The sequence below is a fragment of the Pseudomonas sp. BN417 genome (assembly GCF_029871205.1).
GTDB lineage: Bacteria > Pseudomonadota > Gammaproteobacteria > Pseudomonadales > Pseudomonadaceae > Metapseudomonas.
The window spans coordinates 46,384-68,143 of the sequence record NZ_SSOJ01000139.1 but is presented as its reverse complement, the minus strand read 5'-3'; the positions used below and the strand labels follow the sequence as shown (position 1 = coordinate 68,143).

Annotated in this window: 16 protein-coding genes and 1 riboswitch; of the genes, 8 read left to right on the top strand and 8 right to left on the bottom strand. The window is 65.5% G+C overall.

Features of this window, described 5'->3' with window-relative positions; all coding sequences use genetic code 11:
- Positions 1 to 29 precede the first annotated feature (29 nt).
- A complete protein-coding gene (locus E8F11_RS18445) occupies positions 30 to 971 on the bottom strand; it encodes an alpha/beta hydrolase (RefSeq protein ID WP_280290287.1) in 942 nt (313 codons plus the stop codon).
- 236 nt (positions 972 to 1,207) lie between these two features.
- On the opposite strand from E8F11_RS18445, the gene E8F11_RS18440 reads away from it, so the two are divergent.
- On the top strand, positions 1,208 to 2,065 hold the full coding sequence (locus tag E8F11_RS18440) for a hypothetical protein (RefSeq protein WP_280290286.1): 858 nt from the start codon (positions 1,208 to 1,210) through the stop codon (positions 2,063 to 2,065).
- Here the strand turns inward: E8F11_RS18440 and E8F11_RS18435 are convergent.
- From E8F11_RS18435 to E8F11_RS18420, 4 genes are all read right to left on the bottom strand, one after another.
- Positions 2,054 to 4,777 (bottom strand): LuxR C-terminal-related transcriptional regulator, encoded by a 2,724-nt coding sequence (locus E8F11_RS18435; protein WP_280290285.1) that lies wholly within the window; start codon positions 4,775 to 4,777, stop codon positions 2,054 to 2,056. The genes E8F11_RS18440 and E8F11_RS18435 overlap by 12 nt on opposite strands.
- A gap of 147 nt (positions 4,778 to 4,924) precedes the next feature.
- A complete protein-coding gene (locus E8F11_RS18430) occupies positions 4,925 to 6,292 on the bottom strand; it encodes a DUF1329 domain-containing protein (protein WP_280290284.1) in 1,368 nt (455 codons plus the stop codon).
- Positions 6,293 to 6,323: 31 nt separating this feature from the next.
- Positions 6,324 to 8,276, bottom strand: a complete 1,953-nt coding sequence (locus E8F11_RS18425; RefSeq protein WP_280290283.1) for a DUF1302 domain-containing protein — start codon at positions 8,274 to 8,276, stop codon at positions 6,324 to 6,326.
- 241 nt (positions 8,277 to 8,517) lie between these two features.
- Positions 8,518 to 10,200: a fatty acid--CoA ligase gene (locus E8F11_RS18420; protein WP_280290282.1), complete on the bottom strand. Its 1,683-nt coding sequence runs from the start codon at positions 10,198 to 10,200 to the stop codon at positions 8,518 to 8,520.
- 179 nt (positions 10,201 to 10,379) lie between these two features.
- Here E8F11_RS18420 and E8F11_RS18415 point away from each other — a divergent pair, with 179 nt between their 5' ends.
- Positions 10,380 to 11,555 carry an acetyl-CoA C-acyltransferase gene (locus tag E8F11_RS18415; protein WP_280290281.1) on the top strand — a complete coding sequence of 392 codons (1,176 nt, stop codon included), beginning with the start codon at positions 10,380 to 10,382 and terminating at the stop codon, positions 11,553 to 11,555.
- A gap of 136 nt (positions 11,556 to 11,691) precedes the next feature.
- Here E8F11_RS18415 and E8F11_RS18410 read toward each other — a convergent pair whose 3' ends face one another.
- Entirely contained in the window at positions 11,692 to 12,321 is a 630-nt protein-coding gene (locus E8F11_RS18410; RefSeq protein WP_280290280.1) for a LysE family transporter, read from the bottom strand.
- Positions 12,322 to 12,401: 80 nt separating this feature from the next.
- Here E8F11_RS18410 and E8F11_RS18405 point away from each other — a divergent pair, with 80 nt between their 5' ends.
- From E8F11_RS18405 to E8F11_RS18385, 5 genes are all read left to right on the top strand, one after another.
- A complete protein-coding gene (locus E8F11_RS18405) occupies positions 12,402 to 13,367 on the top strand; it encodes a 2-hydroxyacid dehydrogenase (RefSeq protein WP_280290279.1) in 966 nt (321 codons plus the stop codon).
- A 49-nt stretch (positions 13,368 to 13,416) separates the two neighbouring features.
- Positions 13,417 to 14,415, top strand: coding sequence for a class I SAM-dependent methyltransferase (locus tag E8F11_RS18400; RefSeq protein ID WP_280290278.1), 999 nt, complete (start codon positions 13,417 to 13,419; stop codon positions 14,413 to 14,415).
- An 89-nt stretch (positions 14,416 to 14,504) separates the two neighbouring features.
- Positions 14,505 to 15,980: an amino acid permease gene (locus E8F11_RS18395; protein ID WP_280290277.1), complete on the top strand. Its 1,476-nt coding sequence runs from the start codon at positions 14,505 to 14,507 to the stop codon at positions 15,978 to 15,980.
- 44 nt (positions 15,981 to 16,024) lie between these two features.
- A riboswitch (yybP-ykoY riboswitch) is annotated at positions 16,025 to 16,144 on the top strand.
- Between the two features lie 94 nt (positions 16,145 to 16,238).
- The gene (locus tag E8F11_RS18390; protein ID WP_280290447.1) at positions 16,239 to 16,820 is read left to right on the top strand and encodes a TMEM165/GDT1 family protein; all 582 of its coding nucleotides are present in this window, start codon (positions 16,239 to 16,241) and stop codon (positions 16,818 to 16,820) included.
- A gap of 159 nt (positions 16,821 to 16,979) precedes the next feature.
- Positions 16,980 to 17,423 carry a ketosteroid isomerase-related protein gene (locus tag E8F11_RS18385; RefSeq protein ID WP_280290276.1) on the top strand — a complete coding sequence of 148 codons (444 nt, stop codon included), beginning with the start codon at positions 16,980 to 16,982 and terminating at the stop codon, positions 17,421 to 17,423.
- Here the strand turns inward: E8F11_RS18385 and E8F11_RS18380 are convergent, their stop codons facing one another.
- Together E8F11_RS18380 and E8F11_RS18375 are read right to left on the bottom strand one after the other, a co-directional pair.
- Positions 17,424 to 18,407: an NAD-dependent epimerase/dehydratase family protein gene (locus E8F11_RS18380; RefSeq protein ID WP_280290275.1), complete on the bottom strand. Its 984-nt coding sequence runs from the start codon at positions 18,405 to 18,407 to the stop codon at positions 17,424 to 17,426.
- 108 nt (positions 18,408 to 18,515) lie between these two features.
- On the bottom strand, positions 18,516 to 19,334 hold the full coding sequence (locus tag E8F11_RS18375) for a M48 family metallopeptidase (protein WP_280290273.1): 819 nt from the start codon (positions 19,332 to 19,334) through the stop codon (positions 18,516 to 18,518).
- 171 nt (positions 19,335 to 19,505) lie between these two features.
- Between E8F11_RS18375 and E8F11_RS18370 the strand changes: the two genes are divergently transcribed.
- Entirely contained in the window at positions 19,506 to 21,644 is a 2,139-nt protein-coding gene (locus E8F11_RS18370) for a methyl-accepting chemotaxis protein (protein ID WP_280290272.1), read from the top strand.
- The last annotated feature ends 116 nt before the right edge of the window (positions 21,645 to 21,760 follow it).

Genomic DNA, 21,760 nt, shown 5'->3' with positions numbered 1-21,760 from the left:
CAGCGCACCCTACAGTGAAGTCCGAGCAGTCAGCCCAATAAGAACCGCATCGCATCCGCCGCGCTCTGCTGCGGAATCTCCTCCATCGGGATATGCCCCACCCCCGGGTAAGTTTTCACCTGAATCCCCGGCAGGTCGCGCTGCCACAGCGGCACGTGCTTGGGTGATATCCAGCGGTCCTTCTCACCCCACAGCAGCAGGGTCGGCGCCTTGATCTGTGCCACCCGCTGGCCGCTGGTCTCCAGCTCCGTGCTGTTGACCTTCAGCAACACGCGGAAGATATCCATCATCGCCCGGCGGTTGCCCGGCCGACGACTCAAGTCGTAATAACGGTCCACCACGCCGGGCTTGATCCGCCCCGGCTCGCCATAGACTTCCTTGATGCCCTGGGCGAGCAGTGCCCGCGGCATCCACAGGGGCATGGCCAGGGTGGCACCCGGCAACGCGGCGGAGGCGATCATCCAGGGCACCTTGCGCATCGGGTAGCCGGCCGGGTCGATCAGCACCAGCTTGTCCACACGATGCGGCTGGATCAGGGCGAAGTTCCAGGCGATATAGCCGCCCAGGGAGTTGCCGGCGATGGATGCACGGGTCACGCCCAGGTAATCCAGCAGCAGGCCGAGGATGCCGATCATCCGTTCGGCGGAGTAATCGCCGCTGCGCTTGGGCCCTGTGAGTCCGAATCCGGGCACGTCGAAACGGATGATCCGGTAATGCGGGGCGAAGGCCTCGACCCAGTCGTCCCAGGTGTGCAAGGAGGCGACCACGCCATGGATCATCACCAGCGCCGGCTTGTCACGGCTGCCCTCGTCGCGGTAGTGGACATTGAAGCCATCCAGCTCGATGAAGCGCGAACCGCTGTCGGCGCTGGCGTAGCGCGCCTTGAGGCGGTCGAGCGGCAGGGAGCCGAAGCCCAGACGGGCGAAGCCGGCGGCGAGCGGCGGCGACAGCGGCAAGCTGGATGCGGACATGCGGGGCACCTCGTGATTGTTGTTGTCGAGGGCCTATCAGAGCACGCGGCCAGGGCAGCCGCGCCCAACCTAGGTTGAGCGTCGACAGAGCGCCGAGAGTCGAGGGACGCCGCTGCCATGGCCGAGAGCGGCGCACGGTAGTTCAGAGGCTCGCGCTCCCAACCAAGGCGCGGGTGACGGCGCATCCCGGCCTCGCTACTCTTGGCCGGCCCTCCCCCGCAGGATTGTCCTGGTCGATGACGCTAACACGCCCCCTGCTCTGGCCGCTGGCCATCCTTTTGCTGGTTTTCGCCCTGCGCGCACCGGCCGCCGAACTCTTTTACCTGGGGCAGAAGATCCCCGACATCCAGCGCCCTTGGAACAGCGTCGACTACCACCAGCTGATCCAGGCCCTGGAGAAGATCGACACCACCCAGGTGAATGCCCTGCCACGGCGCAGCGGCGAGTTCACCGGCCCCATCTACACGCGTATGGTCAGCGAGGAGAACTTCAAGCCGCAGCTGAACATCTATGCGCCCCTGGAGCTGCGCCAGAACGAGGCGCGCGAGGTGCTCTTCCAGCTCAAGGAACTGATGCGCCTGTACTTCGATTTCAAGGCCGCGCAGCAGCCCTATGGTGCCGAAGCCCTGGGCCTGATGACCTATTCCCTGCACGAGCAGGCCATCCTCTTCACCCTGACGGTGGAGTTCTGGATGACCCTCTCGGCAAAGGAACAGGGCAGCCCGATCCGCCTGCAGGGCCTGCAGGAAACCAAGGCGGCCGCGGCCATGCTGACCTCCAGCGCCCTGGACTACCTGGGACTGACCCGCCAGTTCAATCGCGAGGACCTGGTGCTCTACAGCGCCGAACTGGCCAAGCAATTGCCCGAGCTTTTCGTGCACCTGCAAGGCGATGTGCGCGGGCAGTTGCTGGCGCGAGTCGCCGACCTGGCGGAGAAGCATCCCTACGGCGAAGTGCGCGGCAACATGGCCGACCTGCTGCCGGTGCTGGCCGGCATCCAGCAGGATGTGGATGCCCAGCTGGCCAGGCCCGCACCGACCAGGCCGGCCGCCGCGAAGCTGGATCTCTCGGTGCCGCCGGCTTCAGCGCAGTAGGCCGAGCGCCTTGGCCCGGGCCACCGCCTGGGTGCGACGCTCCACGCCCAGCTTGCTGTTGATGTGGCGGGCGTGGCTTTTCACCGTGTGCAGGGAGATGAACAGGCGCTCGCTGATTTCCTGGTTGGAGCAGCCCTGGGCGATCAACTGCAGCACCGCCAGCTCCCGCGAACTGAGCGCCTCCGCGGGCCCAGCGTCCGCCGGCAACACGGCCTCCGCCCCTGGCAGCAAGTCGAAGAGTTCCCGCACGGCTTCCGGCGGGCGGGGCGACAGCTGCTCGCGCAACCACTGGGGATGCTGCTCCAGCAGTTGTCGATAAGGCAGCAGGGCACCGCCTGGCAGGGATTCCAGGGCGTGATCGAGCATGGCCACCGCATCACGCTCGCGGCCGCTGCGCAGCAGCTGCACCAGTTGCAGCCGGGCCATCAGCGCCACATGGTGGGCGCCCTGGCCTTCGGCTTTCTGCAGCAGCCCGCGCAGGCGGCTTTCGGCCTCCGCCGGCTTGTCCTGGGCACGGTCCAGGGCGGCCAGTTGCAGTTCGATGTAGAGCGGCAACTGGGGATGGAACTCGGGGGCGGCTGCGGCGGTTTCGCCGGCGTAGGTTTCCGCCAGGCGCGGCAACCAGGCCTCGGCCAGCTCCACCTGTCCCTGGGCCAGCCAGAGCTCGCACTTGGACAGGGTGATCATCGCCAGGTAATAGATAGGCGGCACGTCCCAGATATGCATCAGGCGCTCGGCCTCGGCCAGCTGCGCGAAGGCAGCGGCGAAGCGCCCTTCGCGCCCTTCCAGCCCGGCCAGGGCGCAGTGGCCGATCAGCAGGCTGATATCGCGGCAGGCGCGGGCTTCGGCGATGCCCGCCTGCAGGCTGACCCGCGCCGCCTGGGGCTGCATGCGCACGCAGAGCAGGTAGCCCTGGTAGAGCATCAATCGCGCCCGGGCGACGAAGGCCCGCGGCGTTGCAGCGCCACGCAGGCGCTCCAGGCCTTGTTGCACTTCGCACTGGGAACGCAGGATCTCGCCACGCGCCTGCAATACCCGGGCGCGGTCGTAGTGGACCAGCGATTCGAACAGCGGGTTGGCGCCGCGCTGGGCCATTTCCAGGGCTTCGCGATTGAAGCCGCGGGCGCGCCAGAGGTCGCCGCGTACCAGGGCGATGTTGCCCAGCAGGGACAGGCAGAGATGACGGAGGCCATAGTTCTCCACCGGCAGGGTGGCCAGGGCTTCGCTGCAGAAATGCTCGGCGCGCTGGATATCGCCACGGCCCCGGGCGATCAGGGCGCTTATGGCCTGCCACTGCACCAGCAGGTTGCGCTGCTGCGGGGCATCCGGTGCCGGCAGGAAGCGCGCGAGGTTGGCGGCCAGCTCTTCCGCTGCGTCCAGCTGGCAGGCCAGACCCAGGGCCAGGCTGTAGAGCACGATCAGCCGTGGCGTGCTGGACAGCAGGCTGTCGGGCAGGTCCATCTTCCAGCGCAGCAGCATGGCGATGTTCTGATTGGCCAACAGCTGTTCTTCGGACAGGTTCTGCACCAGCGAGGCCGCCATATCCGGCTGGCCGGCGCGCAAGGCCTGCTCCACGGCCTCGTCCAGCAATCCCTGGGCGCTGAACCAGCGGCAGGCACGCAGGTGCATGCCGGACGGCGCCAGGCTGGTGGTTGCGCGGGCGCGCAGCAGGTCGGAAAACAGGTGGTGATAGCGGAACCAGCGGCCTTGCTCGTCCAGGGGCACCAGGAACACCTGGTGGGCTTGCAGATGACGGAGGATGGCGGCGCTGTCGTGGCTCTCGCGGACAGCGTCGCAGAGCTCGGCGCAGAAGCGCTCGAACCGGGCGGTTTCATAGAGGAAGGCCTGGACGTCGGGCCCCTGGCGCTCGATCACTTCCTCCAGCAGGTATTCACGGATCAGGCTCTCGTCGCCATGGGCGGCCTGCTCGGGCTCACCGCTGGCCGGCGTGTCCTGGCCGGCCAGCAGCCACAGGCGCAGCCCAGCCACCCAGCCTTCGCTGCGCTGCAGCAGGCCTTCCAGGTTTTCGCCGTCGAGCCTGGCACCCTGGCTCTGCAGCAGCGCCACGCATTCTTCTTCGGTGAGGCGCAGGTCCTGCTCGTTCAGCTCCAGCAGGTGCCGCGACAGGCGCAGTCGTGCCAGGTGCCAGTCCGGGCGCTGGCGGCTTGTGACCAGCAGCACCCAGCCATCGGGCAGGTGGTTGAGGAGGAATTGCAGGCAGCGGTCGAGCACTGCGTTCTGCGCCAGGTGATAGTCGTCCAGCACCAGCAGCAGGGGCTGGCCGGATTCGTGGCGTTCGGCGACTTCATCGAGCAGGCCGTCCAGCCACTGCTCGAAGGCGAAGGGCTGGTGGCGCTGGCGCATCTTCAGGTGGCCCATGGCCTCATCGCCAAGACCCGGGTAGAACTGCCGAAGGCCATCCAGCAGCCGCTCGAGGAAGCGCCCGGGGTCGCTGTCGCGCACGCTGAGGCTGAGCCAGAGGCTCTGCCAGCCGGGCGGCAGGCTTTCGCAGAACTCGATGGCCAGCGAGCTCTTGCCGAAGCCGGCCGGCGCACTGAGCATCAGCAGGCGGCCGTCGAGGCCGGCGGCGAGCCGTTCGCACAGGCGCGGACGCGGGACATGCCCGGCGGGCTGCGGTGGGCGGAAAAAGCGCGCGTCCGCCATCTGCGCGGCGGCCGTTGTCATGGATCGCGAACTGGTCAGGACGGTCATTACCCAGCTTCTAGGAATGTGCTTGCAGGGGCGCGAACCTGGACGAGCCTAGCCGTTCAGGTGACCCAATAGAAGCCCCAAGCGAAAAGTACCGGCAAGAAAAAAGCCGGCCCGAAGGCCGGCTTCCATACAAGGTGTTGCAAGACCTTAGCGAACGCCCGCCTGGCGCAGGGCCGCCGGGGTGTAGTCGCTCTCGCCAGCGGTGTAGTTGTAGTCGTAGGACTGCTTCTCCTCGTTCTTCATGCCCAGGGCCAGGTAGCGTCCGGACAGCAGGTCGTAGAGGCTTTCCAGGGTGTACCAGGGCACCTGGTGGTTGTAGTAGTACTGGGCATGGGCCTCGGCCACGCGCCACAGGGTGCCGCGACCGTCGTAGTGGTCGATGGCTGCGGCCTGCCAGGTGTCTTCGTCGATGTAGAAGTCACGCTTGGCGTAGATGTGGCGCTCGCCCGGCTTCAGGGTTGCCACCACGTGCCATACGCGGTGCAACTCGTAGCGGGTCAGGTCCTGGTTGATGTGGCCGGCCTTGATGATGTCGCTGTATTTCAGCTTCGGATCATCCAGCTTGTAGCTGTTGTAGGGGATGTAGATCTCTTTCTTGCCTTCCAGCTTCCAGTCGTAACGGTCCGGCGCACCGTTGTACATGTCGAAGTTGTCGGAAGTACGCAGGCCGTCGGCGGCGGTGCCCGGACCGTCGTAGGACACCTGCGGGGCGCGGCGCACGCGGCGCTGGCCGGCGTTGTAGAGCCACGCCAGGCGCGGTTCCTTCACCTGGTTGAGGGTTTCGTGCACCAACAGCACGTTACCGGCCAGACGCGAAGGCGCGGTCACTCGCTGCTTGAAGTAGAACAGTATGTTGCTCGGCTTGTTCGGGTCGTAGTCCTTCAACTGGTCGCGGAAGGTGAACTCGTCCTGGAAGTACACCAGGCTGTAGGAGCCGTTCGGCTGCGGGGTTGCCTGGGTCACCAGGCGACGCACGCTGCCGCCGCGATAGCGGGTGATGTGGTTCCAGATGGCTTCCAGACCGTTCTGCGGAATCGGGAAGGGGTTGGCGGTGCGGAAGTTCTCCAGGCCGTTGCCGCCCTCCACCAGCTTGGTATTGGTGGCGTTGTTCTTGGTTGCTTCGATCACCTTGGCCGGAACGGAGGCCGAGCGGTGGGTCTTGTACACCGGCATCTTGTAGGTGTCGGGGTAACGCTTGAACATCGCCAGCTGGCCGGGGGTCAGCTTGTCCTTGTACTGGTCGACGTTCTGCGCGGTGATGGTGAACAGCGGCTGCTCGCTGGCGAAGGGGTCCGACAGGAAACCCTTGGAATCGGCGGTGCCGGCGTTCTGCGGCAGGCCGCCGGTCCACTCGGGGATGCTGCCATCGGCATTGGCGCCCTTCTCGGCACCCAGCGGGGTCAGGCTTGCGCCGAGCTTGGCGGCTTCATCGGCGGAAACCGCGGCCATCACGCCAGTGGCCAGCAGGGACAGCGCCAGGACGCCGGTTTGCAGCAGACTCTTTGTTGTTTTCATTTGCATTGTCTTCCTCAAGATTGCAGTCCGCTTAGAAGTTCACGCCGAAGCTGAGGGCGAGGAAATCGCGATCGATCAGGGTGTTGTACTTGCCGCCGAAGAAATCGGTGTAGGACACGTTCGCGGTGTAGGTGTTCTGGTACTCGGCATCCAGACCCAGGCTCACGGCCTTGGCGTCTTCGGTGAAGAGGCCGTTCGGGCCGTAGCCGTCGACGTCATGAGACCAGGCCACGCTCGGCTTCAGGTTGATGCCGGCGAACACGTCGTTGTAGTCCCACACCGCGCGCATGCGATAGCCCCAGGCGGTGCTGGTGACGAAGCCGTCGTCTTCGCAGTACTTGCTGACGTTCTCGGCATTGGCATTGCCGCCCAGGGTGCCGGTGTTGAGCACCACGCACTGGTTGTTCGGCAGCGGGCCGGGGCCGAAGACCGGGTCACGGCCGTAACGCGCCTCGCTGGTGCTTTCCAGGCCGCCGGTGTGGACCACACCGATCTCGCCCACCAGGGTCAGGCGGCTGGCGCCCATGACCTGATCGAAGAAGTGGGTGAAGGTGGTCTGGAACTGGCTGATCTCCTTGCGGCGGTAGCCGTGCAGATCAGTGCCCGGGGCGCCGCGCAGCACCGACACGCTGGGGTTCAGCGGGGTCAGGCCAGCGAACAGGATATCGGTGGTATTGAGCTGCACCGGCGCATTGGGCCGGTAGCTGACCTCACCGCTCCAGGCCGTGCCGGTGGGCAGGGTGGTGGAGAAGCTCAGGCCAAAGAGGTGGATGTCTTCCGGGTACTCGACGAAGTACTGGGAATTGCCCGCTACGACCAGGGGCGCCAGCTGTGGGGTCAGCTGCCCGGCAATCGCGGCCGCGCCGGGTACTCCGGCCTGGGCCAGGGCCTGGGCCAGTTGCGGGCCGAAGCCACGCGGATTGCCCGGAGCGAAGAGGCCGAAGGTGCTGGCGGGCGCAGCCGCTCCGCTGAAGATCGGAGTACGGCTGTGGTAGTTCAGGTAATAGGCGCCGAACTCCGTGTCCAGTTCCTCGGCGAAATAGCGGAACGCCATGCCGTACTGGCCATCGTCATCGGCGTCACGGTCGGCACCGCGACGGACGATCACGCCCTCGTCCGGATTGCCCCAGGTGACGCCGTTATTGCGCAGCACGCCCTGCACGACGGGCGAGACACGCCCCAGCGAATTGGCCAGTTGGGACTGGGTGCGCAGGACGGCCAGGTTCTGGTCGCAGCCATCGGCGATCACGTCGGGCTGGGCGAAGAAGGTGCCGCAGTTGTCGACGACGGTCTGGTCCCACTCCAGCTGGTAGAAGGCTTCGGCGGAGAGGTTGTCGGTCAGGCTCTGCGACACATAGAACATGTTGACCGGGATCAGGCCTTCCTTGATCTCGGCGCCAGGGCGGCGGAAGGCGGACACGTCGATCGGGTTGATCGAGTTGATGCTGTTGCCGATGAAAGTGCTTTCACCCCAGCTCACCACCTGCTTGCCCAGGCGCACGCTGCCCGGCAGGTCGGCGATGTTGTAGTTGTGATAGACGAAGGCGTCGAGCAGCTCGGCGCCGGAGGACTTGGCGCCTTCCTTGCGACCGCTGTCGTCGATGTCCTTGAACAGGCGGCTCTCGTCCTTCAGCTCGAAGTCGTACCAGTACTTGCCACGGACGAAGACGCCGGTGTCGCCGTACTTGAGTTCGAGGTCATGGATGCCCTTGAAGATCTTCGAGAAGGTTTCGCCCTTCTTGAAGTTCAGGTGGGAGTCGTCGGAGGTCTGGGACAACCCGTCACCACCGTTGTTGAAACCGATCAGGTCCTTGTCGGCCCCGCGCATGGACCAGCTGGCCCCCACGGACAGCGAGGAATCGAACTGCCCCTCGATCTCACCGATGTTGAAGTTCACGCCGAATGCCGGAGCGGCGAGCGTGGAAGCGAGGCTGACGGCCAGTGGCAGTTTTGCCAGGCGCCAGAACGTTGTGGTTGTTGTCATCGACGCTACTCCATGTGTTTTTTGTTATTGATGCTTGCGGACTATAGCCAGCAGGTATTAGCGCTTGATCCCTCGAAAGTGTGATTTGGAACCCCCAGGCACTCTGGCTCGCACCTTCCGACGGACTAGTCCGATCCTTCGGTAGGAAAGATAGCCAGTTATTGGCAGAAAGCAGCAAATAACAAGCCAAGCGTTTGCTTGGTTGCCGGGCCGCGCCCCCCAAAGGCGCGGCCCGTATTGCTCAGAGCGCGGAGAGGAAAGTGCTGCCGGCGGCTTGCCATTGGGCGATGTCGACACGAATGCGTTTCTTGTCCAGCTTGCCGACACTGGTCTTGGGAATTTCAGTAACAAGCGCGATCTGGCTGGGAATGGCCCACTTATTGATGTGACCTTGCTCGACGAAGGGCTTGAGGTGTTCCTTCAGGGCCTTGGCATCCAGGGCCTGATTGTCACGAACCACCACCAGGGCGAAGGGACGCTCGCCCCACTGCGGATCGGGCACCCCCACCACCGCCACTTCCTTCACGGCCGGGTGACGGCTGATCAGGTCTTCCAGCTCCAGGGAGGAAATCCACTCGCCGCCGGTCTTGATCACGTCCTTGATGCGGTCGCGGATATCGATGAAGCCCATGCCATCCAGGGTGGCCACATCGCCGGTATGCAGCCAGCCGTGTTCCCAGAGTTCCTCGCTCTTCTGCGCTTCGTTGAAGTAGCCGAGGGTCAGCCAGGGCGCGCGCAGCACCAGCTCGCCCTGGGATTCCCCGTCCACCGGCTGGAACTGGCCGGCGGCATCCATGATGGCCGCCTCTACCAGCGGCACCGGAACGCCGGCCTTGATGCGGTAGGTGGTGCGCTCGTCCTCGCTGCCGGCCAGCAGCTCCTCGTTGAGGTGCGCCACCGAGATCAGCGGGCAGGTCTCGGACATGCCGTAGGCGGCCGTGAGCTGGATGCCACGGGCCTTGGCCGTTTCATAGAGGGCGCGGTTCAGGGCGCTGCCGCCGATGATCATCTTCAGGCCGCCGAAATCGTGGCCCTGGGCGGTGGGCGCGTTCATCACCATCTGCAAGATAGTGGGTACGCAGTGGGAGAAGGTGACCTTCTCTTCACGTATCAGCCGGCAGAGCATGTCCGGCTCATAGCGGCCCGGGTAGACCTGCTTGACCCCGAGCATGGTGGCCACGTAGGGCACACCCCAGGCATGCACGTGGAACATGGGGGTGATGGGCATGTAGACGTCGTCGGTGCCCATCAGGCGGATGCTGTCCAGGGCGCCGATGGTGGAGGCCATGGACAGGGTGTGCAGCACCAGCTGGCGGTGGGTGAAGTAGACGCCCTTGGGATTGCCGGTGGTGCCGGTCGTATAGAAGGTGGTGGCCACCGAGTTCTCGTCGAAATCGGGGAAGTCGTAGGTCGGGCTGGCCGCCGCCAGCAGGGTCTCGTACTCGCCCACCAGGTTCGGCAGGTCGACGCTGTGGTCCGTGCCGTCGGTGAGCAGCAGGGTCTTCTCCACGGTGGTCAGCTGGTTGCCGATGGCCTGGTAGATCGGCAGGAACTCGCTGTTGACCAGCACGAAGCGGTCCTCGGCGTGGTTCATGGTGTAGAGGATCTGGTCCGGCGAAAGACGGATGTTGATGGTGTGCAGCACCGCGCCGATCATCGGGATGGCGAACATGCACTCCAGGTAGCGGTGGCTGTCCCAATCCATCACCGCCACGGTGTCGCCGGCCTTGACCCCGGCCTGGGTAAGGACGTTGGCCAGGCGCGCCACGCGTTCGTTGAAGGTGGCGTAGCTGTAGCGGATACGGTCGCGGTAGACGATCTCGCGGGTCTTCTCGTAGCGGCTGCCGGACATCAGCAGGCGCTTTACCAGCAAGGGATAGACGTAGGCGTTGTCGGCGGGCTTGATGATGCGGGTCTGGAGCATGGGGCACACCTGGTGAGGTAGGGAACTTTATTGTTGCTCCAGACTTTAGGACGCTTCGCCCCGGGGCAAATCAGTCAAAAGAGTGATTTGACCGGTGACCCTTTGGCTCTTTTCGGTCACGAGATAGAATCGCCGGCTCCGGCCGGTCGCGGCCCGTCATCCACAAAGGTAGGTTCGAGATGTCCGAAATCGTTATCGTCAGTGGCGCCCGTACTCCCATGGGCGGCTTCCAGGGCAGCCTGTCCGGCGTGTCCGCCGTGGACCTGGGCGCACTGGCCATACGCGAAGCCGTCAGCCGCGCCGGCATTGCTCCGGCCGACGTGCAGGAAGTGATCATGGGCAACGTGCTGCCCGCCGGCCTCAAGCAGGGCCCGGCCCGCCAGGCGGCGCTGAACGCCGGCCTGCCCGCCGCCACCGGCTGCACCACCATCAACAAGCTCTGCGGCTCCGGCATGAAGGCCGTGATGCTGGCCCACGACCTGCTCAAGGCCGGCAGCAATTCGGTGATGGTGGCGGGCGGCATGGAAAGCATGTCCAACGCGCCCTACGTGCTGGAAAAGGCCCGCACCGGCCTGCGCATGGGCCACGGCGAGATCAAGGACCACATGTTCCTCGACGGCCTGGAAGATGCCCGCACCGGCCGCCTGATGGGCTCCTTCGCCCAGGAAACCGCTGACAAGTACGGCGTCACTCGCGAAGCGATGGATGCCTACGCCATCGAATCCCTGAAACGCGCCCAGGCCGCCATCGCCGATGGCTCCCTGGCCGCCGAGATCGTCCCGGTCAACGTGGTCACCCGTAAGGGTGAAGTCCTGGTCAAGGACGACGAGCAGCCCCTGACCGCCAACCTGGACAAGATCCCCGGCCTCAAGCCGGCGTTCCGCAAGGACGGCACCATCACCGCCGCCAACGCCAGCTCCATCTCCGACGGCGCCAGCGCGCTGGTCCTGATGACCGCCGAAGAAGCCGCCCGCCGCGGCCTCAAGCCCCTGGCGAAGATCGTCGGCCACGCCACCCAGAGCCAGGACCCGAGCGAGTTCACCCTGGCCCCCATCGGCGCCATGACCAACCTGTTCAAGAAGACCGGCTGGAACAAGGACGACGTGGACCTGTTCGAGATCAACGAAGCCTTCGCCATGGTGACCATGCTGGCCATGCGCGAACACGGCCTGGACCACGCCAAGGTCAACGTCTACGGCGGCGCCTGCGCCCAGGGCCACCCGGTGGGCTCCACCGGTTCGCGGATCATCATCACCCTGATCAACGCCCTGCGTAACAAGGGCGGCAAGCGCGGCGTGGCTTCGCTATGCATTGGTGGCGGTGAAGCGACTGCGGTGGCGATCGAGCTGCTGTAAGGCTTCACGGCAATGCCAAAGGCGCGGTCGATACCGCGCCTTTTTCATTGGTGGGTTTCAACGCCGAACACCAATCACAACCTGTAGGGTGGTGGATAGAAGAGCGCTAACAACCCTACAGATCGCTGCCAGGTGCCTACTTGAGCTCGGTGAAAGCCAGCTTGATCCCCAAGCCCACCAGCACGGTGCCCATCAACCGGTCGAACCAGTGGCCCATGCGGGCAAAGCCGGCGCGCACGCGTCGCTGGCTGAACAGCAGGGCCACCAGGCTGAACCAGGCGGCGGTGGCGCAGGCCAGGTAGACGCCATAACCGGCCTGCACCGTCAGCGGCGTGTGCGGATCGATGACCACGGTGAACAGCGACAGGAAGAACAGCGTTGCCTTGGGGTTCAGGCCATTGGTGACGAAGCCGGTGACGAAGGCCCCGCGTGGGCTGCGTTCGCCGGCCATCAGCGCCGCTTCGGCGGCCACCGGATCGGCCGGCTTGGCGCGCAAGGCCTTGATGCCGATGTACAGCAGGTAGGCGGCCGCCGCCCATTTCAGCGCGTTGAACAGCATGATCGACTGGGAAACGATCAGGCCGATGCCCAGCAGCGAGTAGGCCACATGCACGAAGATTCCGGCGCCCACGCCCAAGGCTGTCCAGGTGCCGGCGTGTCGGCCGTGGGCCACACTCTCGCGCACCACGATGGCGAAGTCCGGCCCGGGGCTGGCCACGGCCAGCAGGTGGATCAGGGCAACGGTGAGGAATTCCGTCCAGTACATTGGACCTCCGATGGATGTGACGGGCTCTGTTAGGCTGACAACCTTACGCCTTCAATCGATTCGGAAAAAAGGTACAGCTGATGACGAACTGCATCCGCGCCGTCTTCCTCGACCATGCCTCCCTCGACCTCGGGGACCTCGACCTGGATCCACTGCGCCAGGTCTTCGGCGAACTTGAACTGCACGACCAGACCAGCCACCGGGATGTGGTGGAGCGCCTCCGGGGCGCGCAGGTGGCCATCACCAACAAGGTGCTGATCGACGCCGCTGCCCTCAAAGCCCTGCCGGAGCTGAAGCTGATCCTGGTCAGCGCCACCGGCACCAACAACGTCGACCTCGCAGCCGCCCGCGCCCATGGCGTGACCGTGTGCAACTGCCAGGGCTACGGTACCCCGGCCGTGGCCCAGCACACCCTGATGCTGCTGCTCAACCTGGCCACCCGCTTCGCCGACTACCGCGATGCCGTACGCCATGACCGCTGGCAGAAGGCGAGCCAGTTCTGCCTGCTGGACTTCCCCATAGTCGAACTGCAGGGCAAGACCCTCGGCCTGCTCGGCCACGGCGAACTGGGCAGCGCGGTGGGCCGCCTGGCCGAAGCCTTCGGCATGCAGGTGCTGCTCGGCGCCCTGCCCGGCCGGCCGCAGCGGGATGACCGCCTGCCCCTGGCCGAATTGCTGCCGCGGGTCGATGCCCTGTCCCTGCACTGCCCGCTCAACGAGCACACCCGCAACCTGATCGACGCCGAGGAGCTGGCGCTGATGAAGCCCGGCGCCTTCCTGATCAACACCGCCCGTGGCGGCCTGGTCAATGAGCGCGCCCTGGCCGATGCCCTGCGCCGTGGCCACCTCGGCGGTGCCGCCACCGACGTGCTGACCCAGGAGCCGCCGAAGGACGGCAACCCGCTGCTGGCCTCCGACATCCCCCGACTGATCGTCACCCCGCACAACGCCTGGGGCAGCCGCGAGGCGCGGCAGCGCATCGTGTTGCAGATGACCGAGAACGCCGAAGCCTGGTTGAAGGAAATGCCTCGCCGCATGGTCAGTTAGGTCCTACAAGATTCTGATAAAATTCGCGGCTTTTATCAGGATCTACCCCATGGACCCGCGCAGCGAAGTAGTGCTTCGACAGGCCGAACTGTTCCAGGGCGCGCTGCTTCTGGCCGGCCTCCCCGCTGACGACCTGCTGGGCCAACTGCCCCTGGCCAGCGGCTGGAGCTGGCATGCCGGCGAGCATGCGGCCCTGGAAGCCCGCTTCTCCGGACGTACCCGGTTCGACGTGACGCCGCCCGAAACGCCCTTCGACAGCGCAGTGGTGTTCCTGCCGAAATCCCGCGAACTGACCGACTACCTGCTGGCCGCCCTCGCCGCGCGCCTGCCCGGCAAGGCGCTGTACCTGGTCGGCGAGAAACGCGCCGGTATCGAACGAGCCGCCAAGCAACTCGTCCCCTTCGGCACGCCGCGCAAGCTCGACAGCGCCCGCCATTGCCAGCTGTGGAAGATCGATGTCGAGCAGACGCCTGCGGTGCCCGACCTCGAACGACTCGCCCAGCGCTACAGCCTTGACCTCGAAGACGGCCCGCTGCAGGTGATCAGCCTGCCCGGCGTGTTCAGCCATGGCCGCCTGGATCGCGGCAGCGCCCTGCTGCTGGACAACCTGGCGAAGCTGCCAACCGGCGAAGTGCTGGACTTCGGCTGCGGCGCCGGCGTGCTCGGCGCCGCCCTCAAGCGCCGCTATCCGCAGAGCCGGCTGACCCTGCTTGACGTCGACGCCTTCGCCGTCGCCAGCAGCCGCCTGACCCTGGCCGCCAATGGCCTGGAGGCAACGGTGATCGCTGGCGATGGCATCCACGCCGCGCCGAAACTGCTCTCGGCCATCGTCAGCAACCCGCCGTTCCACCAGGGTGTGCACACTGACTACCAGGCCAGCGAGACGCTGCTGCGCGAAGCCGGCCGGCACCTGCTGGTGGGCGGCGAGCTGCGCCTGGTGGCCAACAGCTTCCTCAAATACCAGCCCCTGATCGAACAGCACCTGGGCGGTTGCCGTACCCTCGCCGAAGGCGACGGCTTCCGCATCTACAGCGCCCGCCGCAAATGACCGGCGGGCGCCCGCGCCCCATCCATACTCAAGCGGCACACCAGAAGCCGCAGCATGCCCGGTAGAGGCCGGGCAACCTGGAGTTTTTCTTGACTGACCTCAACACTGCCAACACCCGGGCCGCCAGCGACGGCCTGCACCGCTCGCTGAAGCCCCGCCACCTGAACATGATCGCCATCGGCGGCTCCATCGGCACCGGCCTCTTCGTCGCCTCCGGCGCCACAGTGGCCACCGCCGGCCCGGGTGGCGCCCTGCTGGCCTACGCGCTGATCGGGCTGATGGTCTACTTCCTCATGACCAGCCTCGGCGAAATGGCCGCGCACATTCCGGTTTCCGGCTCATTCAGCACCTATGGCAGCCGCTTCGTCGACGATGGCTTCGGCTTCGCCCTGGGCTGGAACTACTGGTACAACTGGGCGGTGACCATCGCCGCCGAGCTGGTGGCGGCCCAGCTGATCATGAGCTTCTGGCTGCCGGAGGTACCGGGCATCTACTGGAGCGGTCTGTTCCTCGGCCTGATGTTCCTGCTCAACGTGATTTCGGTGAAGGGCTTTGGCGAGAGCGAGTTCTGGTTCGCCCTGATCAAGGTGATAGCCGTAGTAGTGTTCATCGCCATCGGCCTGGCCACCATCTTCGGCATCATGGGTGGCATCGAAGCCCCCGGCTTCAGCAACTTCACCCAGGGTGACGCCCCCTTCGTCGGCGGCCTGCAGACCATGGTCGGGGTGGCGATGATCGCCGGTTTCTCCTTCCAGGGCACCGAGCTGATCGGCATCGCCGCCGGCGAGTCGGAGAATCCGAAGAAGAACATCCCCATCGCCATCCGCCAGGTGTTCTGGCGCATCCTGATGTTCTACGTCCTGGCCATCTTCGTGATCGGCATGCTGATTCCCTACACCGATCCGAACCTGATGAAGAACGACGCCAGTGACATCAGCGTCTCGCCCTTTACCCTGCTCTTCGAACGCGCTGGCTTTGCCGCCGCGGCCGGCGTGATGAACGCGGTGATCCTCACTGCCATCCTCTCCGCCGGCAACTCGGGCATGTACGCCTCCACCCGCATGCTTTACAACCTGGCGCTTGCGGGCAAGGCGCCGAAACTCTTCGCACGCCTGTCCGCCAGCGGCGTGCCGCGCAACGCCCTGTACGCCACCACCCTGGTAGGTGCGCTGTGCTTCTTCACCTCGATCGTCGGTGATTCGACCCTCTACACCTGGCTGCTGAACACGTCGGGCATGTGCGGCTTCATCGCCTGGCTGGGCATCGCCATCTCCCACTACCGCTTCCGCAAGGGCTATCTGGCCCAGGGCGGACGCCTCGAGGACCTGCCCTACCGCGCCAAGCTGTTCCCCTTCGGCCCGCTGTTCGCCTTCTGCCTCTGCCTGCTGATCACCCTGGGGCAGAACTACCAGGCCTTCTTCGGCGAGCGCATCGACTGGGCCGGGCTGGCCGCCACCTACATCAGCCTGCCGCTGTTCCTTGCCATCTGGCTTGGTTATCGATTCAAGAAAGGCAGCCGTCTGGTGCGCTATTCGGAAATGGACGTGCGCGCCGTCGACAGCTGACCGCCAATTCGGGCTTGCCGGGGCAACCCGGCTTGTGCACAATGCGCCCCGTCCTAGGGGAGTAGTCTCCCGCGAGCGCCCTGCTCGCCCGGCATGCGTCAACACACTTGGTCCGCAGACCATGGCGCATGCGACCCCGAGCCTGTACAGACAGGCCAGCGGTTTGACAAGACCTATGACACGAACAACCTGACCCGGGGCGGGCAGGCTGTACGTGTCATGGTGCTTAGTCGACCCGCCCCCGTAGGAACCCTGATGCTGGAATCCCTCTTCGTCCCGACCCTGATCGTCGCCCTCGCCGAAATTGGCGACAAGACGCAGCTGCTCGCCCTGCTGCTGGCGGCCCGCTTCCGTAAGCCCTGGCCGATCATCTGGGGCATAGTCGCCGCCACCCTGGCCAATCATTTCGCCGCCGGCGCCGTGGGCTCCTGGGTCGCCAGTTTCTTCTCCGCCGCCACCCTGAGCTGGATCCTCGCCGCCTCCTTCGCCGCCGTGGCCCTCTGGACCCTGGTGCCGGACAAGCTGGACGACGACGAAGAATCCGGGCTGAAGAAATACGGCCCCTTCGTCACCACCCTGATCGCGTTCTTCCTCGCCGAGATGGGCGACAAGACCCAGGTCGCCACCGTGATGCTGGCCGCCCAGTACCCGCACTTCGTGCTGGTGGTGATGGGCACCACCCTCGGCATACTGATCGCCAACGTGCCCGTGGTGCTGGCCGGCAACTTCGCCGCCGACCGCCTGCCGCTGACGCTCATCCGTCGCCTGGCCGCTGCCGCCTTCGCCGCCCTGGCCGCCTATGCCGTGTACCAGGCGCTGCAACTCAGCGGCCTGCTCTGAACCGTAGGATGGGGCGGGCGGCGTTCCGCTGGAGCGCCGCCCGCCCCATCCACAGGCTCTGTCTGGCAGCAATTCCCCGGCCAGCGGCGCTTCGGCCAATGGCTGGAACGCTCGTACTGCTAAAGTGGCACGCTGGATCAAGGCGCACGGGAGCGCATCATGTCACTGGACGATATGAAACGGCTGGTTCGCCAGCACATAGACCTGTCTTGGAACAAGGGCCGGCTGGCCCTGGCGGAACAACTGCAGAGCAAGGATTTCCTCTACAAGAGTTCGTTCATCAGCCGCCCCTTCAACAGCGCGACCTACTGCCAGATGGTGCAGAACATCCGCGAAGCCATGCCCGACCTGGAAGTGGTGGTGGAGGAATGCATCGCCGAAGGCAACAAGGTGGTCACCTGGAGCACCCTCATCGGCAGCATCCAGAAGCCCGCCCTGGGCTATCCGCCCAGCGACAAGATCCTCAGCATCTCGGCCATGGCCTTCTGGACCTTCAACAGCCTGGGCGAGGTGCAGGAGATCTGCACCATGTTCGACATGGAGACCTTCCGCGCCCAGTTGGGCCTTTCGACCCAGCACCTGGCCGAGAAGGCCCTGCCCTGATCAGAGATACCCGTTGGCCCTGAACCAGCCGATGGTGCGCGCCAGGGTGACCTCCAGCGGCGTCTCCACAACGAAACCCAGTTCACGGCGCGCCTTGCTGCCGTCGAGGAACTGACCACCCGCCATCACCGCGATGGCCGTATCGTCCAGCTTCGGCATCTCGCCAGACAGGCGGTAACGCAGCCGCCCCAGGGCCGCCATGCCCTTGGCCATTGCCAACGGAATGGGCTGCGGCGGCGGCATGCCGAGCAGCCCGGCGATACGCTCGGTCAGTTCGGCCATCTCGATGTTATGCCCGGTCAGCAGGTAGCGCTCCCCCACCCGCCCCTTCTCCAGCGCCAGCAGCAGCCCGCGCCCGGCATCGGCCGCGTCCAGCAGATTGCGCTGCCCGGGCACGTAGTGGGTCATCCAGCCGTCGGCGATGGCGGTGACCAGGCGCCCGGTGCTGGGCCCGGCATCGAACTCGCCCAGGCACATGCCGGGAATCCCGATGACCACCGGCAGACCACTGCGGGCCTGCTCGCGGGCCTGCTCATCCAGTGCCCACTTGCTCAGCAGGTAGGCATTCTTCCAGCGCGGCATGCCTTCGTAGAACAGCCCCTCGTGGCCGGGCAGGCCTTCGGGATGGCGCGGCAGGGCGATGGCGGCACCGACGTAGAGGATGCGCGGCACATGGGCGGCCAGGCAGGCGGCGTAGAAATGGTTGGTCTGGTCGAGGGCGCTGGACACTTCCTCCTGCCAGCGGCGCGGCCGCTTCGGGTAGCCGGCGGCGCAGAAGATCACGCCATCCAGGCCGCCGAGGGCGCGGGTGAGACCAGCATGGTCGAGCAGCTCGACGGGCCGGCTCTCGGCCTCCAGGTAAGCCAGTCGTTCGATCCGTGACGACGGCCGGTGGATCAGCACCAGCTGGTGCCCCGCGGCCTTCACCGCTCGAGCCGTGTGATGGCCGAGCAGGCCGGTTGCTCCTAGTACGGCGATTTTCACTGCAACTCCTCATCCGCTGGAGAAACGCCACCCCGGAAAGCACGGGGCGGCGGCGAGCAGTCTAGAACGCGGGTTGCCGGGATGCCAGGAATGACAACCACGGAGGGCCTATCGCTGCCCTTTGGCCTGCTGGTACAGCGGCATCACCTTCGGAATGGCCGCCTGCAGCGCAGACATGCGCGTGCTGGACGAGGGGTGGGTGCTCATGAACTCCGGCGGTGCGCCGCCACCCGCCCTTTCCATCTTCTGCCAGAGGGTGATGGCGGCATTCGGGTTGTAGCCGGCGCGTGCGGACAGCTCCAGGCCGATCAGGTCCGCCTCGTTCTCGTTGGAGCGGCTGTTGGGCAGGGTCATCAGATATTCGACACCGGTGTTGGCCACACCCAGGCCCAACTGGCCGACGCCCAGCGCCGAGCCGATCTGGCTGGCCATCTGCACCCCATAGGCCTTGGACATGGCCTCGCGGCTGTGCTCGCGCAGGGCGTGGGCGATCTCGTGACCCATGACCGCCGCCAGTTCGTCGTCGGTGAGCTTGAGCTTATCGATCAGGCCGCTGTAGACGATGATCTTGCCGCCCGGGCCGCAGTTGGCGTTGAGCTCGTCGCTGTCAATCACGTTGGCTTCCCAGGCCCACTGCGCGGCATCCGGACGGAATGCCGAAGTCTGGGCGATCAGGCGCTTGGCGATGGCGTCGACGCGACGCGCATCGGCGCTGTTCTTGTCCAGCACGCCCTTCTGCGACGCCTCGCTCAGCGTCTGCTGGTAGGACTGGGCGTACATCTGGTTGAGTTCGGAGGTCGACAGCATGCTGAACATGTACTGTTTGCGCTCGACGCCCACTGCCCCGCCGCTGGTGGTATTGACGGCCTGGCAGCCTGCCAGGAGCAGGGCCGCAGTCAGCCCGGACAGGTAAAACAGCTTGGCCATGTTGGCTCTCCATCTTTGCAAGGTCGGTAATGCTACGGCTGGCCCGAAACCCGGGCAACCACGTCGCATGTAGACCAGTGCGTGACGCCTTTGTCTGCACTCTCGACTCAGGAAATTTCACATCGCTGCCGATACAGGGGCCAGGCGTATTCCTCTTGTTCCGGAGCCCACATGCAGTTCAGGTCCATCCAATTCTCCATCGCAGCCTTGGCAGGAGCCAGCGTGCTGGCGGTGGTCGCAGCCCTGGTGCTCTATGCACTATTTTCCGGTGCGCGCACCCAGGAACTGGTGCAGCAACGCACCCAGGCGCTGCTCGAGCAGGTGATCAACCAGCGCCTGGTGGCCCTGGCAGGTTCCCAGGTCAGCCAGATCCAGCGCGAGCTGGAGCTGCCGCTGGGCATCGCCAGGAACATGGCCAACCTCAACGGGCTGCTGGGCGAAACGGATGAGAGCGGCAGCCCCAGGCTGACCATCAGCCGCGAGCAACTGAACAACCTGGTGCGCCAGACCACCGAGCGCAACCCCAAGCTCAACGGCAGCTACATCGGCTGGGAGCCCAACGCCATCGACGGCCTGGATGCCAGCCATGCCGGTCAGAAGGGCAATGGCTACGACGGCAGCGGCCGCTTCCTGCCCTGGTGGTTCCGCAACGCCGACGGCAGCCTGGGCCAGGACGCTATCGGCTTCATGGAAAGCGAGAAGATGCTCAACACTGGCGTTCGCGAAGGCGAGTACTACCTCTGCCCGAAGGAACGCAAGAAACCCTGCGCCATCGACCCCGCGCCCTATGACGTGGGCGGCAAGATCATGATCCTCTCCTCCTTCACCGCACCGATCCTGGTCAAGGGCGAGTTCCGCGGCATCAGCGGCGCCGACTTCTCCCTGAACTTCATCCAGGACCTGCTCACCAAGGCTGACCAGCAGCTCTATGAGGGCGCCGGCGACCTGGCCCTGATCGCCACCAACAATCGCCTGGTGGCCTATTCCCGGGACAGCTCCAAGCTCGGCGAAGAAGCCGCCAAGGTGTTCGACACCAGCACCCTGAACCGTCTGCGCGATCTGCGCGACGACCAGCCGACCTACCGCATCGACCCGGTCAGCCAGCGCATCGAGCTGATGGTGCCCTTCGGCATCGGCGACACGGACGCTCGCTGGACGCTGCTGATCCAGCTGCCGATGCAGGCGGTGATGAAGGAGTTGACCCAGCTGCAAAGCGACCTGCACGCCCAACGCGACGCCGATATCTTCGGCATGACCCTGGTGGGCCTGCTGATCGCCGGCCTCGGCCTGCTGGTGATCTGGTTCGTCGGCTACGGCATCGCCCGTCCGCTGCGCCATATGGTCGGCATGCTCGACGACATCGCCAAGGGTGACGGCGACCTGACCCAGCGCCTGCACAACAACCGCGCCGACGAGATGGGCGCCATCGCCGGTGGATTCAATACTTTCCTCGGCAAGCTGCAGTCGATGATCAGCCAGGTGGTGACCTCGGTGCAGAAGGTCAGCGACTCCTCCGAGCACACCGCCGACATCGCCATCCGCACCAACCAGGGCGTGCAGAAGCAGCTCGCGGAGATCGAACTGGTGGCCACCGCGGTAAACGAGATGACCGCCACCGCCCAGGACGTGGCGCGCAACGCCACCCACGCGGCGGAAGCCGCCAGCCACGCCGACCAGGCGGCCAATCACGGCAAACGCATCGTCCACAGCACGGTCGAGGCCATCAGCGCCCTGGCCAGCGAAATCGGTCACGCCGTGGGTGTGGTGCAGGCCCTGGCCAAGGACAGCGAGAACATCAATGCCATCCTGGTCGCCATCCGCGGCATCGCCGAGCAGACCAACCTGCTGGCGCTGAACGCCGCCATCGAGGCCGCGCGGGCCGGCGAACAGGGCCGCGGATTCGCCGTGGTGGCGGACGAGGTGCGCAACCTGGCGCAGAAGACCCAGCAGGCCACCGAAGAAATCCAGACCATGATCCAGCAGCTGCAGCACGGCACCCGTGAAGTGGTCAAGGTGATGCAGGACAGCCAGGAGAAGACCGACACCAGCGTGCAGCACGCCAACGAGGCCGCCCACGCGCTGGAATCCATCACCCAGGCGGTGTCGGTGATCAACGACATGAACACCCAGATCGCCAGCGCCGCCGAGGAGCAGAGCGCGGTGGCAGAGGACATCAACCGCAACGTGATCAACATCGGCCAGGTGGCCAGCGAAGTCGCCGGCGGCGCCGACGAAGCCTCCCAGGCCAGCGCCGAGCTGACCAAACTGGCCGAGCAGCAGCGGCGGCTGATCAATCAGTTCAAGGTGTAAAGCGAAAGCCCCTCTGTGGAGAGGGCCTTCTTGCTTGTAGGGGCGATTTCAATGGCTATGTCTGCATTAAGTGTTGCTAGAACGTCCTGAGCCGAGTTGCTTATCGAGTGGGCTGC

Coding starts and splice junctions, on each gene's coding strand:
- E8F11_RS18420 (WP_280290282.1), bottom strand. CDS start 10,200: ATGCTCCAGACCCGCATCATCAAGCCCGCCGACAACGCCTACGTCTAT.
- E8F11_RS18440 (WP_280290286.1), top strand. CDS start 1,208: ATGACGCTAACACGCCCCCTGCTCTGGCCGCTGGCCATCCTTTTGCTG.
- E8F11_RS18410 (WP_280290280.1), bottom strand. CDS start 12,321: ATGTACTGGACGGAATTCCTCACCGTTGCCCTGATCCACCTGCTGGCC.
- E8F11_RS18430 (WP_280290284.1), bottom strand. CDS start 6,292: ATGAAAACAACAAAGAGTCTGCTGCAAACCGGCGTCCTGGCGCTGTCC.
- E8F11_RS18445 (WP_280290287.1), bottom strand. CDS start 971: ATGTCCGCATCCAGCTTGCCGCTGTCGCCGCCGCTCGCCGCCGGCTTC.
- E8F11_RS18375 (WP_280290273.1), bottom strand. CDS start 19,334: ATGGCCAAGCTGTTTTACCTGTCCGGGCTGACTGCGGCCCTGCTCCTG.
- E8F11_RS18370 (WP_280290272.1), top strand. CDS start 19,506: ATGCAGTTCAGGTCCATCCAATTCTCCATCGCAGCCTTGGCAGGAGCC.
- E8F11_RS18405 (WP_280290279.1), top strand. CDS start 12,402: ATGACGAACTGCATCCGCGCCGTCTTCCTCGACCATGCCTCCCTCGAC.
- E8F11_RS18435 (WP_280290285.1), bottom strand. CDS start 4,777: ATGACCGTCCTGACCAGTTCGCGATCCATGACAACGGCCGCCGCGCAG.
- E8F11_RS18415 (WP_280290281.1), top strand. CDS start 10,380: ATGTCCGAAATCGTTATCGTCAGTGGCGCCCGTACTCCCATGGGCGGC.
- E8F11_RS18425 (WP_280290283.1), bottom strand. CDS start 8,276: ATGACAACAACCACAACGTTCTGGCGCCTGGCAAAACTGCCACTGGCC.
- E8F11_RS18400 (WP_280290278.1), top strand. CDS start 13,417: ATGGACCCGCGCAGCGAAGTAGTGCTTCGACAGGCCGAACTGTTCCAG.
- E8F11_RS18385 (WP_280290276.1), top strand. CDS start 16,980: ATGTCACTGGACGATATGAAACGGCTGGTTCGCCAGCACATAGACCTG.